16 protein-coding genes are annotated in these 13,554 nt (G+C 32.4%); 3 read left to right on the top strand and 13 right to left on the bottom strand.

Annotated features, from left to right (window positions below; translation table 11 throughout):
• Positions 1 to 118 precede the first annotated feature (118 nt).
• From LL038_RS16205 to LL038_RS16160, 10 genes are all read right to left on the bottom strand, one after another.
• On the bottom strand, positions 119 to 691 hold the full coding sequence (locus LL038_RS16205; protein ID WP_216123714.1) for a FixH family protein: 573 nt from the start codon (positions 689 to 691) through the stop codon (positions 119 to 121).
• Positions 692 to 745: 54 nt separating this feature from the next.
• Positions 746 to 1,264, bottom strand: coding sequence for a DoxX family protein (locus LL038_RS16200; protein WP_216123716.1), 519 nt, complete (start codon positions 1,262 to 1,264; stop codon positions 746 to 748).
• Positions 1,265 to 1,426: 162 nt separating this feature from the next.
• Complete coding sequence (locus LL038_RS16195) at positions 1,427 to 1,720, bottom strand: ferredoxin family protein (RefSeq protein ID WP_216123718.1); 294 nt, start codon at positions 1,718 to 1,720, stop codon at positions 1,427 to 1,429.
• A complete protein-coding gene (locus LL038_RS16190; protein ID WP_216123720.1) occupies positions 1,720 to 3,015 on the bottom strand; it encodes an FAD-dependent oxidoreductase in 1,296 nt (431 codons plus the stop codon). Before LL038_RS16190 ends, LL038_RS16195 begins: the two co-directional genes overlap by 1 nt.
• Positions 3,008 to 4,066 (bottom strand): electron transfer flavoprotein subunit alpha/FixB family protein, encoded by a 1,059-nt coding sequence (locus tag LL038_RS16185; RefSeq protein WP_216123721.1) that lies wholly within the window; start codon positions 4,064 to 4,066, stop codon positions 3,008 to 3,010. The genes LL038_RS16190 and LL038_RS16185 overlap by 8 nt, the downstream gene beginning before the upstream one ends.
• Positions 4,054 to 4,863 carry an electron transfer flavoprotein subunit beta/FixA family protein gene (locus LL038_RS16180; RefSeq protein WP_216123722.1) on the bottom strand — a complete coding sequence of 270 codons (810 nt, stop codon included), beginning with the start codon at positions 4,861 to 4,863 and terminating at the stop codon, positions 4,054 to 4,056. Before LL038_RS16180 ends, LL038_RS16185 begins: the two co-directional genes overlap by 13 nt.
• 75 nt (positions 4,864 to 4,938) lie before the next feature.
• Positions 4,939 to 5,646 (bottom strand): bifunctional demethylmenaquinone methyltransferase/2-methoxy-6-polyprenyl-1,4-benzoquinol methylase UbiE, encoded by a 708-nt coding sequence (ubiE, locus tag LL038_RS16175; protein ID WP_216123727.1) that lies wholly within the window; start codon positions 5,644 to 5,646, stop codon positions 4,939 to 4,941.
• 30 nt (positions 5,647 to 5,676) lie between these two features.
• Entirely contained in the window at positions 5,677 to 7,071 is a 1,395-nt protein-coding gene (locus LL038_RS16170; protein ID WP_216123736.1) for a 4Fe-4S binding protein, read from the bottom strand.
• Between the two features lie 19 nt (positions 7,072 to 7,090).
• The gene (locus tag LL038_RS16165) at positions 7,091 to 7,627 is read right to left on the bottom strand and encodes a FixH family protein (RefSeq protein WP_216123738.1); all 537 of its coding nucleotides are present in this window, start codon (positions 7,625 to 7,627) and stop codon (positions 7,091 to 7,093) included.
• A gap of 111 nt (positions 7,628 to 7,738) precedes the next feature.
• Complete coding sequence (locus tag LL038_RS16160) at positions 7,739 to 8,548, bottom strand: polyprenyl synthetase family protein (protein WP_216123740.1); 810 nt, start codon at positions 8,546 to 8,548, stop codon at positions 7,739 to 7,741.
• Positions 8,549 to 8,854: 306 nt separating this feature from the next.
• On the opposite strand from LL038_RS16160, the gene LL038_RS16155 reads away from it, so the two are divergent.
• Positions 8,855 to 8,986, top strand: a complete 132-nt coding sequence (locus tag LL038_RS16155) for a FeoB-associated Cys-rich membrane protein (protein ID WP_216123742.1) — start codon at positions 8,855 to 8,857, stop codon at positions 8,984 to 8,986.
• Positions 8,987 to 9,168: 182 nt separating this feature from the next.
• Positions 9,169 to 10,299, top strand: coding sequence for a C40 family peptidase (locus LL038_RS16150; RefSeq protein WP_216123743.1), 1,131 nt, complete (start codon positions 9,169 to 9,171; stop codon positions 10,297 to 10,299).
• Between the two features lie 209 nt (positions 10,300 to 10,508).
• On the opposite strand, the gene LL038_RS16145 is transcribed toward LL038_RS16150, so the two are convergent.
• From LL038_RS16145 to LL038_RS16135, 3 genes are all read right to left on the bottom strand, one after another.
• Positions 10,509 to 10,757 carry an SHOCT domain-containing protein gene (locus tag LL038_RS16145; RefSeq protein WP_216123744.1) on the bottom strand — a complete coding sequence of 83 codons (249 nt, stop codon included), beginning with the start codon at positions 10,755 to 10,757 and terminating at the stop codon, positions 10,509 to 10,511.
• 167 nt (positions 10,758 to 10,924) lie between these two features.
• Positions 10,925 to 12,292: a sensor histidine kinase gene (locus LL038_RS16140; protein WP_216123745.1), complete on the bottom strand. Its 1,368-nt coding sequence runs from the start codon at positions 12,290 to 12,292 to the stop codon at positions 10,925 to 10,927.
• A 3-nt stretch (positions 12,293 to 12,295) separates the two neighbouring features.
• Positions 12,296 to 12,976 (bottom strand): response regulator transcription factor, encoded by a 681-nt coding sequence (locus tag LL038_RS16135; protein ID WP_216123856.1) that lies wholly within the window; start codon positions 12,974 to 12,976, stop codon positions 12,296 to 12,298.
• A 222-nt stretch (positions 12,977 to 13,198) separates the two neighbouring features.
• Between LL038_RS16135 and LL038_RS16130 the strand changes: the two genes are divergently transcribed.
• Positions 13,199 to 13,522, top strand: coding sequence for a hypothetical protein (locus LL038_RS16130; RefSeq protein WP_216123746.1), 324 nt, complete (start codon positions 13,199 to 13,201; stop codon positions 13,520 to 13,522).
• The last annotated feature ends 32 nt before the right edge of the window (positions 13,523 to 13,554 follow it).

Here is a 13,554-nt window from a genome sequence, read left to right as displayed (position 1 = left end):
ATTGCACACCCTTTATGATTGTTTAATTACTAACCTAAACTGTACACCAAATCCTCCACTGGGGTAGTTCCAATCAATATTATCATGTGGACATGCGATTAGTATGAGGCCTCTATGTCTAAGATTTAATAGATTTTTTCTTGTTTAAAGCAGCTACAGCTATAATTAGTACAATTACTCCTAAAAATCCGACACCAATTATAAGAAAGTTAGGGCCTTGCGCATTAACATTAAAATCAATGGTTTTTGATTGTCCTTTCACATCAAAAGTAGATTCAACAATCCATTTACCTGTACTTTTGAAGTTTACCATGCCTGTATATTCGCCTTTTGTGGACCCGTCTTTTAAAGCTATCATCGGCATATCGCTTGCACTCATACCACTCATACCAGGCATACCAGCCATACCACTCGCACCACTCGTATTAGTCATACCATCCGTACCATTAGGATCATCCGCATATGCAGTGACTTTTAAATTAGGTAAAGGGTTTCCATTTTTATCAAGTATGAAAATGGTAAAATCATTATTACCTAGTTTCAATTTTTGAGTTGAGAAGGTTAAGGTGGCTTTTACGCCATCAACCGTTTTGTTTATTTGAGTATCGGTTGTAGAAGCAAATGTAGATGTTGAAACTGCTAAAACTAATATTAAGGTAAATACAAAGTTTTTTAATGATTTTAATTTCATGTTTATTGGGCCCCTTTTTAAAAATACTTATTTTAATCTTTAAAAAAATTCATTTTAGGAGGAAATTTGATTAAAATCCGATTTTTTGGTAAAGAAATTTTTAAGAATGGGTAGTATAAAGTGGTCAAGTCCAATAGTATAGGCATTAGCCCCAACAAATAAGAGTATGAATGCTACTGTATACATATTTGGATTTGTACTAGTAGTGCCAGCTAACATATAATTTAGGTTCATAAGTGCACCAGCGATAAGGCCAACAACTGTAAGCGCACCTAGTATTAAGCTAATGCCAACAAGAAACTCACCAAATGCAACTAGATAACTAAATGTTACAGCATTAGGTAGTGCTATGTTTTTGATAAAGTCAGCATACCACGATTGAACTGCTGGGTGAGCACCGGAAGCTTTAATTAATGAAGAGTTTAAAAATCCAGTTATACCGGTGCCAGCAGTACTACCAACCCATCCATCTCCAGTGATTTTTTCCCATCCAGAAGAAATCCACTGGTAACCTAACCATATACGTAGTGCTGTCCATACGATGTTGAAGTATTTATTTTTAAGTAATTTCATTTTAAAATCTCCTTAAATTATTATTTGTATATTTGTTTAGAAAGTTTAATATTTTTATAATGAGAGACTTACTTAGCATGGGAAAGACTAAGAATAAGATTTGTATGCACAGTACTATGATATTAAAAAGTTGTGAAGATAATATGTAGAAAGGTTTTATTATTATGCTAATCTAAACTGTATTCCAAATCCTCCACGGGGATAGCTCCAATCAATATTACCGTGAGGACATGCAACTCGACAGGCACCACATTCAAGACATCCCTCAAACCCTACAACTATTTTAGAATCTTTATATTGGTATACTCCTGCGGGACAAAACTTTGTACAATTCTTTTCGTCGCAATTAGCACAAACACCTTCATCTTTGATAATTAGATGTGATACTGTGTCAGCGATATAAGTATTCAAAAACAATTTATCGTCAATATTAACTTTCTTTTTTATATCACTCATTATTTCACTTCCTTTAACATTTTAAATAAATCTAAAGCGGCAGTAAACATCGATCTGCCATTAGTCATGTGTTTCATTATTAACTTTTGTTTTTTAGATTTACTTGCACCGTCTACAGTTAACATTTCACTTACAGATTTATTGAGTGCTGGCATATAATGATTGAAGTAAGCACCATTATTCTCCATAGTAGAGGAAGCATTTTTATATTTCTTAAGATCCTTTGTAATGTAACTTTCCTTAATTAGATCCTCATAATGAGAAAGGGTGCTTTTCGTGAAGTCTCCAATACCTTTAGCTCTTATAATTGTTTCACCAGCAAAACGTCCTGAAGTCATTCCCATGTTTGAGCCTTCCCTGTGAATACCGTTAACAAACTGAGCTGCATCACCGATAACTATAACTCCATCATCCATTAATTTCGGAATGCTTTTATAACCACCTTCTGGAATTAAGTGTGCATAATATTCACAAGGCTGGCTTCCCGCAATTAAGGGCTTAACCATAGGGTGATTTTTTATATATTCTAATAGCTCATAAGGCTTAACGCGTTTCTCATACATTTGTGAGAGTAATGCACCGCATCCAATAGATATATGATCTTTATTTGTATAGATGAAGGCGGTACCTACCATGCCTAAAGTAGTATCACCAAATATTTCAATGGTTGCTCCCATTCCTTTATCAAGGTTAAAGCGTTCTTCAATTTTATCAGAAGGCATTTTTAATTCCTCCATAACACAAAGAGCAACTTGGTCTTTGCGCCATTCTTTATGAAAGCCAAGACTTTTACCTAGGAGCGAATTTACCCCGTCTGCAAGAACAATTACATCAGCCAATATATCTCCATCAGGTCTGTCCGTGCGAACACCAACCACTTTATTATTTTCTAGTATGCATTCTTTTACTACAGTTTCATTAACAATCAGTGTACCAACTTCAACACATTTTTTTGCAAACCATTGATCAAATTTACCTCTAAAGACAGTAAAGTTATTGTAGGGAGCTTTTGACCATCCCATATCTTTATAGCCTGTTTTAACGACAGATTCTTTACCCATAATCCATAAATTTTGTTCAATGATGGGGCGCTCGAGTGGGGCATCCTTCCAGAAATCAGGGATGATTTCTGCCATCATATGACTGTATAGGACGCCACCCATAACATTTTTAGAACCAGGATGTTGACCTTTTTCAATTACAATAATTTTAAGGCCTGCTTTTGACATCGTATAAGCTGCTGCAAGCCCGGCTACACCAGCTCCAACAATAATAGCATCAAATTTTTCACTCAACGCTTACCCCTCCCTTCATATTGGAATTTAAATTCTTTAGATCAGATAGAGACTCTTTAAATACTTTAATTAATTTAGGCAATATTGTAAGTGCATCTCCAACAATGCTATAAGTAGCCATTTTCATCATAGGACATTCAGCATCTGTATTAATAGCAACTATGATTTCAGACCCTTGAAGGCCAACAGTATGTTGCACGGCTCCTGAAATTCCTATTGCGAAATATAGTTTTGGAGATACTGTTTTGCCTGTCTGACCAACTTGACGGTTATGATCAATTAAATCTTTTTCAACAGCACCGCGGCTTCCAGAAACAACACCTCCAAGGACACTAGCAAGTTCATTAAGTAGCTTAAATACCTGTTCGTTTTGTATACCACGACCGCCGCTCACTATAATTTTTGCGTCTTCAAGTTTGACATTTTCTGATCCATCTTTGACTATTTTTAGAACTATAGTTTTCAAAGACTCTTCGTCAATGGTAAATGTCTCTTTTATCACTATGCCAGTCCTATTTGGTTCAGGGGTAGGCATTTTCATAACCTTTGGATGGACAGTGGCCATTTGAGGTCTATGGTTTTTACATACAATGGTAGCCATAATATTTCCACCAAAGGCAGGCCTACTAGCAAGTAATATTTTTTTCTCTAAATCAATATCAAGAGCCGTGCAATCAGCAGTTAATCCTGTTTTTAGTGTAGTTGCAACTGCACCAGCAAGATCGCGTCCAGTGGTTGTTGCTCCCATTAATAATATCTCTGGTTTATACTTTTCTACAAGATAGCAAAATGCTTTCATATAGGTTTCAGCTCTGTAAAAATGAAATACTGGATCATCGATAATATATACTGTATCTGCACCATGTTCGAAAAGTGTAGACATAATAGATTCCACTTTGTCACCCAAAAGAACTGCGGATACTTGTACATTTAAACTAGAAGAAAGTTTTTTTGCTTTACCAATGAGTTCGAGGGTAACGGTGGCTAGTTTTCCTTCTAACTGTTCTACAAATACCCATACACCGGAATATTCTTTATCTATAGCTGCCACTTACGTATTCCTCCTTTTAATTTATCAACTAAAGTTTTAACTACTTCATCCTCGCTACCTTTAAGCAATTCACCACCGACTCTTTGCTTAGGTGAAAAGATGCGCTGCACAGAAGTTGGAGATCCATTTAACCCCAATTTACTTAAATCGCCGCCTAAATCATTAATTCCCCAAGTAATAGGCTTATAACGGGCTGCCTTAATCATATTTGTTAAAGGTGAAAAGCTTAATTCGTTAATATCTTTTTCTACTGTTATTAGGCATGGGAGTTTTGATTGTACAACTTCATAGCCATTATCAATTTTTCTATGAACAACAACAACATTCTTTTTCAAATTGAAATTTTCAATAGATTCAACGTAAGTTAATTGAGGCATACCTAAACGACAGGCAATACCTGGTCCTACTTGCGCGGTATCTCCATCTATGGCTTGTTTACCACAAAGCAGCAAATCAATCCGTTCAATTTCTATTACTTTCTTTATTCCCATGGCAAGGATATAACTAGTAGATAGTGTATCCGATCCTGCAAAGGCACGGTCTGTTAGCAGATATCCTTCATCAGCACCCATCTCAATACATTTTTTAATAACTTCCTCTGCCTTTGGAGGTCCCATGGAGATAATAGAAACTTTCCCTCCAAATTCTTTTTTTATTTTAACTGCTTCTTCAACAGCATGAGCATCAAAAGGATTAATAATAGTAGGTGCACTTGATCTATCCATGGTATTTGTTTTTGGATCCATTCTAATTTCTGTAGTATCAGGTACTTGTTTTACACAAACTAAGATATGCAATTAATAACAACTCCTTTTAAATAACAGCTCTTTTTTAATTTTAGATTTAGGTAAACTAAAGGTGCATAATCATTTTTATAAGGGTTTAATGCCATAATGTATAGAAGCTATTCCACAAGTTAGGGATTTAAACCCTGAATTTTCAAAGCCAACATTTTCGAATTCGTGTCGTAGTTGCTTTTTTGTCATAAAGTCATTTACTGAATCTCTTAGATAGTTATAAGCCGCTTTATCTTGAGTACCTAAGTAGCCAATAACAGGTAGTACAAAGTTAAAATATAAATTATATACATTTCTAAAGACTGGCATTTTAGGCTTAGATAATTCTAAGCAAATTACTTTTCCACCAGGTTTTAAAACTCTATACATTTCAGAAATAGCCTTAATTTTGTTAGGTACATTTCGTAAACCAAATGCTATAGTAATACAATGAAAGCTATTATCTTCAAAAGGAAGCTCCATAGCATCTCCTTGTATTAAGTTGAATTTATAACCGCTTAATGATTTGTTAAGTTTTTTATATCCTACATTAATCATTTCTTTATTGAAGTCGAGACCAACAACCATAGTGGATTCTCCTACTGCTCTACATTCAAGTTCTATCATTTTACCCGTACCGCAACATAAATCCAATACTTTATCATTCTCTTTAATGTTACATAGTTTTACTGCTTTTTTTCTCCAAAGCTTATCTATATTTAAAGTTAATATTGCATTCAATTTGTCATATTTAGTAGCAATTGATGAGAATATACCTTGTACATCTGTTATCGTTTCTGACATTATCTAGGCCTCCTTTTACTATTTAATTTGTTACATACGCATTGCCATTGGAATAGAAAATAATATTATATTTGCTACTGCAAGTAATACCATTAGAATTGCATAAACTACTGAGGTTCCTAAAAGTGTTGTTTTAGTTTGACTGCTCTTAGCAATTCTATAAGCAGTGTATATTGAACCTACAGTACCAATTATAATAATGATATACTGAAGAATTTGAATAGACGGACTAGGGAGTATTGCAGTTGAAGCTCCGTGAGATGACACTCCGAAAAGTTCCATTATAGTATAAATCACTGATTTACCTTCTGCTAGCAAGTGAAATAGATTATGAGCTATATGTCCTGCTAAGTCTAAAGGGATAATAGCATATCCAAATTTAGCAAAGTTTTCCATTACGGAAGCCTTGTTGAATTTTTTAGCAATAAGACCTGTTAAAAGCAGTAACACGACAGGAATTAGCATAGCTATAATGAAAGTTACAGTAAATGTTATATAATAATTTGTTGTTCCTAGTATATTTTCAAGAGAATGTAATATCTTTTCCCATATCGTTAGCATAGTTATGTTTTGAACAAATACAATACCCATGATTACAATGGCCAAAAATGCAACTTCTACTCTAGGTTTTTTTATATCCCATAATTCTTCAGTGGGAACACGTGGACTTATTCTAATAGAGTCATTTGGACAATTTTTAACGCAATTACCACATAAGTTACATTCTGCACTGCTTTCCATGGTTTTAGGGAATTCGAACATAGGACATCCAGGAACTTCAGTTGTTCCTTTGTAACAAGAGGCAGTTTTACAATTTTTACATACTTCTGGTGTAGCACGTAGTTCAACCATACCAGCTCTAGAATAGTTACCAGACAATCCACCAAGGAAACATAAATATCTGCACCAAGTCCTTCTCTCAAAGAGTGCACCAGAGAATATTACTGCAGTAGTTATCATTAAAAGTAATACTCCTGAACCTCGAGGGTTCTCAACTACGCCCCAAACATGATCACTCCAGGTAATCATTAAAAAAGTTGCATCAATAATCCAAATTCCATATTTTCGTAAAAATTTTGGTACGGGTTTGTTATTGCCTACAAATTTCTGAACTACATCATTTAGAAGCCCAAAAGGGCATACAATACACCAAAATCTACCAAAAAGCAGTAGAAGGATTGGGAGTAGCGGCCACCATAATACCCAAGTTCCTGCAGTACCAAAGTTATCATGAGCGTCGGTTGGTCCAGCGATCAATTCATAGACGATAAAGGCGAAAATTAGCGCTACGGGCCACTGGAATACACCAGGATACCATTTACTTTTAATGAATTTTTTGAAAGTTTTATTTTTTAGGAAATCCTTATGTTTTTTTTCAGTTGTTGTGGATAAATCGGGTTTTAAAGGTGTTTTTATATTTGCCATTAATATGATGCCTCCATTTTTAAGATTTAATAGATTTTTTCTTATTTATAGCAGCTATGACTATAATTAGTACCGTTACTCCTGCGAAGCCAATTATAAGAAAGTTAGGGCCTGATTTTTGAACATTAACATTATAATCAATGGTTTTTGACTGTCCTTGTACATCAAAAGTAGATTTGACAATCCATTTACCCGTACTTTTAAAATCTACCATACCTGTATATTCACCCTCCATAGAACCATGTTTTAGAGTTATCATCATGGGTTTATTATCTGCTGACATGCCACTCATACCAGTCATATTAGTAGAGTTATCCATATTTGCAGTAACTTTTAAATTAGCATTAGGAAAAGGTTTCCCATTTTTATCAAGTATGGAAATTGTAAAATTGTTACTACCTGGGTTTACTTTTTCATTTGAAAAGGTTAATGAAGATTTTACGCCATCAACCTCTTTAGTTATTTGGGTATTAGTTGCAGATGCAAATGCTAAGGTCGAAAATGGTAAAAATAATATTAAGGTAAATACAAGGCTTTTAAGTGATTTAAATTTCATGTTTATAGGGCCCCTTTCATATTTAAAAATAATTTTTTAATACTATAATCTGCGGATATGTTAAATTTAGTGCACTTGATTAGAAAGATTAACATTTTCATTATGAGTTACTTACTTTGTATGTGAAAGACTAAGAATGAAATTCACAAGATTTATCAAACTTACTTTGTATACAGAATCCTCAAAGGTCTTAAGTGATGAAATAGCTATATCTCCATATAATTTAGCATCTTCAGACGTTATATTTAGCTCAGCATAAACATCTTTATCCATACAATCATCCATTATCTGGTATGCCATTCCTAAATTTAAACCATACTCTTCTATGCTATTAACTTGTTCTTTTGTTGCTCCAGCTAGAGCTGCTGCAATTTTGCAACTAACAGACATAAATAATGCTGTTTTGCCTCTAATTATATCTAAATAAATTTCACGAGTAGGTAACATAATTTCTGCTTGAATCACTTCAGAAGCACACATATTTTCGGTTAATTCAACTATAGTTTGTTTAAATTCTTTTGGTAGTGAACTCGAGAGAGTAGAGAATGCTAAAGAATAAACAACATCACCTGCGAGTACTGCTATTTTATTGCCATAAATTTCATTTAGAGTTTTTTGACCACGCCGAACCATATCGTTATCAAGTACATCATCATGTATTAAACTAGCACTGTGCATGAGCTCAAGGCCAGTTGCATACTTAATTAATTGATTATTGGTACTCTCTGGAAGATTATTGTTTATAATGCCGGACGAGAGCAAAGCTAAAGTAGGGCGAAGTCTTTTACCTGGAATTTTAAAGAAATAGCCTATAATTTCTTGTAAATAATTGGTGCTTAAATTTTCGCATGTTTTTCTAAGTTCTTTTTCTACGAGATTTAAATCCTTACTTATTGGGTAATAAATATCTTTAAACTGCAAATTTTCCACCACCTTTCTATATTGCGGAATCAAGTAATACTTTAATTTAAGTACCTACTGTTGAAAATGTTTTGCAAGTACAATACTGATTATATTAAAATCTTATGAAGATATTATGTAGAAGGTATATCTAATAAAAATAAATTAGATTTAACTTAGGTAGCGACCCTAACGTGAAAATCGAAGGCTTTCTTTATAAAATCTACACATGAAATTGATATAGTAAAAAAAGATATTAGTCACTATAAAAAAGGTTTAATAGATATTATGACATTTATTAATGTTAATTGTGGGAGGATGAAGTTTATGTGGATTGAAGTATCAATAGCCTTGTTTATTATAGCTATAGCAGGACATATTATTTATCATAGTCTAAAGTCAAAAGGTTCAGGAGATTGTGGATGTGGAAATTGTTCCTCAAAGCAAAAGAAGAAGTAACTTGAAATTGTTAGTTACTTAATAGGTATAGAAATCAAGAGAAAAGTTGCAGAACTAAATTAGACTGATATATTTAGATAAAAACTTTTTATACATATCTATAATCTTCATAATAAACACATAAGTTTTTGATATATTTATTTTGTGTTTTATAAATTATAAACAAATGAGGAGATGTAACAATGAAGAGAGTCCTGAGAAACCTTGCAGTTGTAATAACTTTGGTTTTAATTCCAAATGTAACAGTGCTAGCAGCCCCAGTAAATGAGAAGTTACAACAGCAGAAAGATTCACTAACTATAATTAAGACCGAGAAAGAACAAGTCGAAATGAAAATAGAAGAGTTTGATAATGAAATTGAAAAAATCATGACTAAAACAGAAGAGAATAAAGGGAAAATATCTGAAACTGAAAAGTCAATTGAAGTTGCTGCAGTAGATGTTAAAAAGGTTGCAAAGGAATCGCAGAGAGAACAGGGATTGTTTAATAGTAGAATGAGAGTTATGTACATAAATGGATCCGATGGATATTTGAGTATTATACTGGATTCGGAGAGTGTTGGAGATTTTATATCAAGAGTAGATAACATAAAAACCGTTTTAGAGTTTGATAAAAAATTAATGGCTAAGTTTGAAGCATCACAAAAAGAATTAAATGAAAAACAACAAAGTTTGAAAAATACAAAGGAAGCATTACAGGGTTTACAAGTAGAAAATAAGCAGAAGATTGATAAAATAATGGTTACTAAAGCGTCACAAAACAAATTAATAACTGAATTAAGGAACAAGGAAATTGTTGCTAAAGAATTACAGAATAAATTGATTACTGAAAGTAAAAGTAATAAGAATATTTCAATGCAGATAATTGAACCTCAAGTGTCAGCAAATAAAAGTTTAACGAAAATAAGCGAATTAAAAAAATCAGTGTCTGCATATACACCTTCAAGGGGTGGAGCAACAGTATCACAAGGTGCTATAATAGCTTATGCTTCTAATTTCCTTGGCACACCATATTTATGGGGTGGAACAACGCCATCAGGCTTTGATTGTTCAGGATTTACGCAATATGTATACGCACATTTTGGAATATCTGTAGGAAGAACAACCTTTGATCAGATAAATGATGGTGTAGAAGTATCGAGGGATAATCTTCAGCCTGGGGACTTGGTGTTCTTTGGAACCTTTGCAAATCCTCATCATATGGGTATGTACATTGGAGATAATAATTATATACACGCTCCTCATACAGGAGATGTAATTAAGATTTCAGCTTTGGGAAGAAATGATTATGTAACAGCTAGAAGAGTAAAATAAAAAATACGTAATAGATATAATCATGAATTTATCATGACATGATTTACCTTCTTCTAAACATTTTATCATCATCGGTATCAATAAAATCATCATTAGTGGACAAACAAAAGGAATTATTGATGATAAGGTAATTCTAAAAGCAGTATTTCCAGATAGGTTATCTATCTGGATTTAATAGTTATTTAGAAAACGTAAGGGTGAAAGTATTCCTAGTTCTTTCTAGAAAGAATTGTTTTCTTTTTAGTATATTCTTCTTCATTAATTTCCCCTTTAGCGTATCTTTCATTTAGTATATCTAAAGCCAAATTACTTGATGAGAAAGATGAAGGCGAATTAACTTTCATTAGTTTGAAAACTAGAAAAACAAATGCTGAAAATACTAGAAACCCAAAGACCATCATTAGAAACATCCCCCCTCCAGTGCCATATCCAGATCCTAAAAATCTATTACAATACATATAAATAACCTCCTTGAATAAGTTTAGATTCATTTACTTAATATAACTAAATTATAAACTGTAATTGTGAAGAAAATATGAAGAGAGTTCTCTACTCTTCAAACTTATTTATGGATATAATTCAAGTGACTTTGCTGTTTAAGATTCCTTGAATATTTGGATAATAATTACAAAACTTTATTAAAATATAAAATAAACGTACTTCCTTCTCCTTCTGTACTTTTTACTTCTATGTCTGCCTTGTGGAGGGTCAATATGTTCCTTACAATTGTAAGGCCTATACCAGAGCCTTCTATTTCATGTCTACTTTTATCTCCTCGATAGAGTCTTTCAAATATATAAGGTAAGTCCTCTTCCTTAATGCCAATGCCTGTATCTTGAATTTTCAATATTATTTTTTTATTAGATTCTTTTAAAGTAATATTAATTTCTCCTTGATTTTGGGTAAATTTAACCGCGTTTGAAAGTAAATTAATAATGACTTGTTTTATTTTATCTGTGTCTCCCAAAATATCACATTGGTTATTGGTGCTACATTTTAATGTCATTGTGATGTTCTTATTTTCTGATAATAGCTCAAACTCTTTTTTGACTAAAGTAAGGATATCTTTTAAAGAGATTATTTCCATATTTAAGGCGGTTTCTTCTCCTTCAATTTGTTTCAAGGTATTTAAATTGTCTATAAGCTTTCCAAATCTAATAACCTCATCGTTAAGATAGGTTAATCTTTCATTGTCTGCTGGAAAAATACCATCAATCATAGCTTCAAAGTTGTTTTGAAGAATATTAAGGGGGGTTCTTACTTCATGAGATATATCTGATATTAATCTTTTTCTAATAGCATCTTGATTTTGAAGGTTTTCACCAAGTGTATTTATACTATTTCTTAAATTTTCAAGTTCTAAAATGGTGCTTTTGTCATTTGACCGTGCACGATAGTTCCCATTTGAGAGATCAACTGAAATTTTAGAAACTTGCCTAAGAGGATTAGAAAATTGCTTTGAAATAAGCAAACTAATTAGTATTGTTATCAAAAGTGAGAGTATAATACTTAAAATAATACCCTTGTTTATTGATGTCTTGAAAGTGATATCATCACTGGTTAATAATACTGGACCATTTTGTCCTATGTCTACATAACCTACAATTTTATCTTTATATTTTATTTGGAGAGTTCTTAAAGTATATACGCCGTTACTTTTATGGGGCATAGTAGTATTAGTGTTGTTAATTATGTCATTTGCATTCATTCCCCAAACAACTTTTTTATTTATATCCTTAAGAGTTAGGCAGTAATTACTCATAAAGGCTTCATGTGTAATTTCTATTCCAGAAGTTTTTGACCATTTACCATTCTTTTCATACACTGTTTCTAAATATTTTACTATTCCAGTGTCCCTCTTAGTTTGTATTTCAACTAAATACTTGTTAAAGGTTTTTGATATTGCTATATTTACAAAAAGTGTAGCTAAAAAGAGTGCTAGTATGGATGTACATACTAATATAATACTTAATCTTTTTCTTATGCTTTGCATAAATTAATCACCACCAAACTTATAACCGATTCTAGTTACTGTTATTATGTATTTAGGATTTCTGCTATCCAATTCTATCTTTTTACGTATATTTTTAATGTGTACATCTATTGTTCTATCAAAACCTTGAAAATCAATCCCCATAATTCTTTCAATGAGATGTTCTCTTGTAAATACTTTGCCACCGTTAGATGAAAGAATCTGTAATATGTCGAATTCATTTGGAGTAAGTGATATTTCGTTGCCTCGCACATTAACTATTCTTTTGTCATAATTAATTTCTAAATCTCCGTTATTATAAATCATTGTTTCGGATTTATTTATATTAATCCTTCTAAATAAAGCATTTACTCTTGCAGTTAATTCTCTTGGACTAAACGGCTTAACCAAGTATTCATCTGCCCCAAGGTTTAAGCCTTCTATTCTATCTTCTAAAGTGCTTTTGGCAGTGAGCATAAATATGTGTACCTCGGAAATTTTTCTTAAAATGCTGCAGACCTCTTCTCCAGAGATGTCTGGTAACATCAGGTCTAATATAACTAAATTAAATTCGATTTTCTCGAAAAGTTTTATTGCGTCTAAACCTTTCGTAGAGGTATATACACTATAGCCTTCTTTTTCGAGATATGCTTTTAGTATTTCAGAGATCTTTTCCTCGTCTTCAATAATCAATATATTATTCAAGTTTATACACTCCTTGTATAATGTAGTTGTAATAATTACTAATGTCATAATAACTATTAGTCTCATCATGATTAGTATTATAATTATCTTATTTATAATACATTAAACTCTCCAAGTCAATGAAATATGTTCGATATAAACTATATTTTATAATTAAATGGGTAAACTATATAATGCACGCTATGTATATAGTGTAGTTTTATATATGAAGGGAGAATATTTATGGGTGAAAAAGATTTAGAAAAACCAGAAAAAAACAGAAATACTATTGAAATTACAATCCCTTTTAATGGTGCTATTTCGGGAGCTAATGTAGGTTCAAACTCTTCAGATGATGATACTTCGAAAAAGAAACAAAAGAGTGATCAATCAGATAATGATAATCCCAAAGAAGGACAGATGAGTAGTAAAGCAGATTCAGGCGATTTTTCTAATGAGGATCCTTCACAAAAGGAGAAAAAGAGTAATAAATCAGATGAAAGTAATATTTCTGTTGACGCTACTTCAAAAAAAGGACAAATGATAATTAATATATCAGAAAAGTAGGTCTAAAAGTGATAGTTTCAGAAGAATAATCA

Source organism: Clostridium estertheticum (assembly GCF_026650985.1).
GTDB classification, from domain to species: Bacteria; Bacillota; Clostridia; order Clostridiales; family Clostridiaceae; genus Clostridium_AD; species Clostridium_AD estertheticum_C.
This window is presented reverse-complemented; position numbering and strand designations above follow the sequence as displayed.

Coding starts and splice junctions, on each gene's coding strand:
- LL038_RS16195 (WP_216123718.1), bottom strand. CDS start 1,720: ATGAGTGATATAAAAAAGAAAGTTAATATTGACGATAAATTGTTTTTG.
- LL038_RS16170 (WP_216123736.1), bottom strand. CDS start 7,071: ATGGCAAATATAAAAACACCTTTAAAACCCGATTTATCCACAACAACT.
- LL038_RS16200 (WP_216123716.1), bottom strand. CDS start 1,264: ATGAAATTACTTAAAAATAAATACTTCAACATCGTATGGACAGCACTA.
- LL038_RS16130 (WP_216123746.1), top strand. CDS start 13,199: ATGGGTGAAAAAGATTTAGAAAAACCAGAAAAAAACAGAAATACTATT.
- LL038_RS16140 (WP_216123745.1), bottom strand. CDS start 12,292: ATGCAAAGCATAAGAAAAAGATTAAGTATTATATTAGTATGTACATCC.
- LL038_RS16205 (WP_216123714.1), bottom strand. CDS start 691: ATGAAATTAAAATCATTAAAAAACTTTGTATTTACCTTAATATTAGTT.
- LL038_RS16165 (WP_216123738.1), bottom strand. CDS start 7,627: ATGAAATTTAAATCACTTAAAAGCCTTGTATTTACCTTAATATTATTT.
- LL038_RS16150 (WP_216123743.1), top strand. CDS start 9,169: ATGAAGAGAGTCCTGAGAAACCTTGCAGTTGTAATAACTTTGGTTTTA.
- LL038_RS16145 (WP_216123744.1), bottom strand. CDS start 10,757: ATGTATTGTAATAGATTTTTAGGATCTGGATATGGCACTGGAGGGGGG.
- ubiE (WP_216123727.1), bottom strand. CDS start 5,646: ATGTCAGAAACGATAACAGATGTACAAGGTATATTCTCATCAATTGCT.
- LL038_RS16155 (WP_216123742.1), top strand. CDS start 8,855: ATGTGGATTGAAGTATCAATAGCCTTGTTTATTATAGCTATAGCAGGA.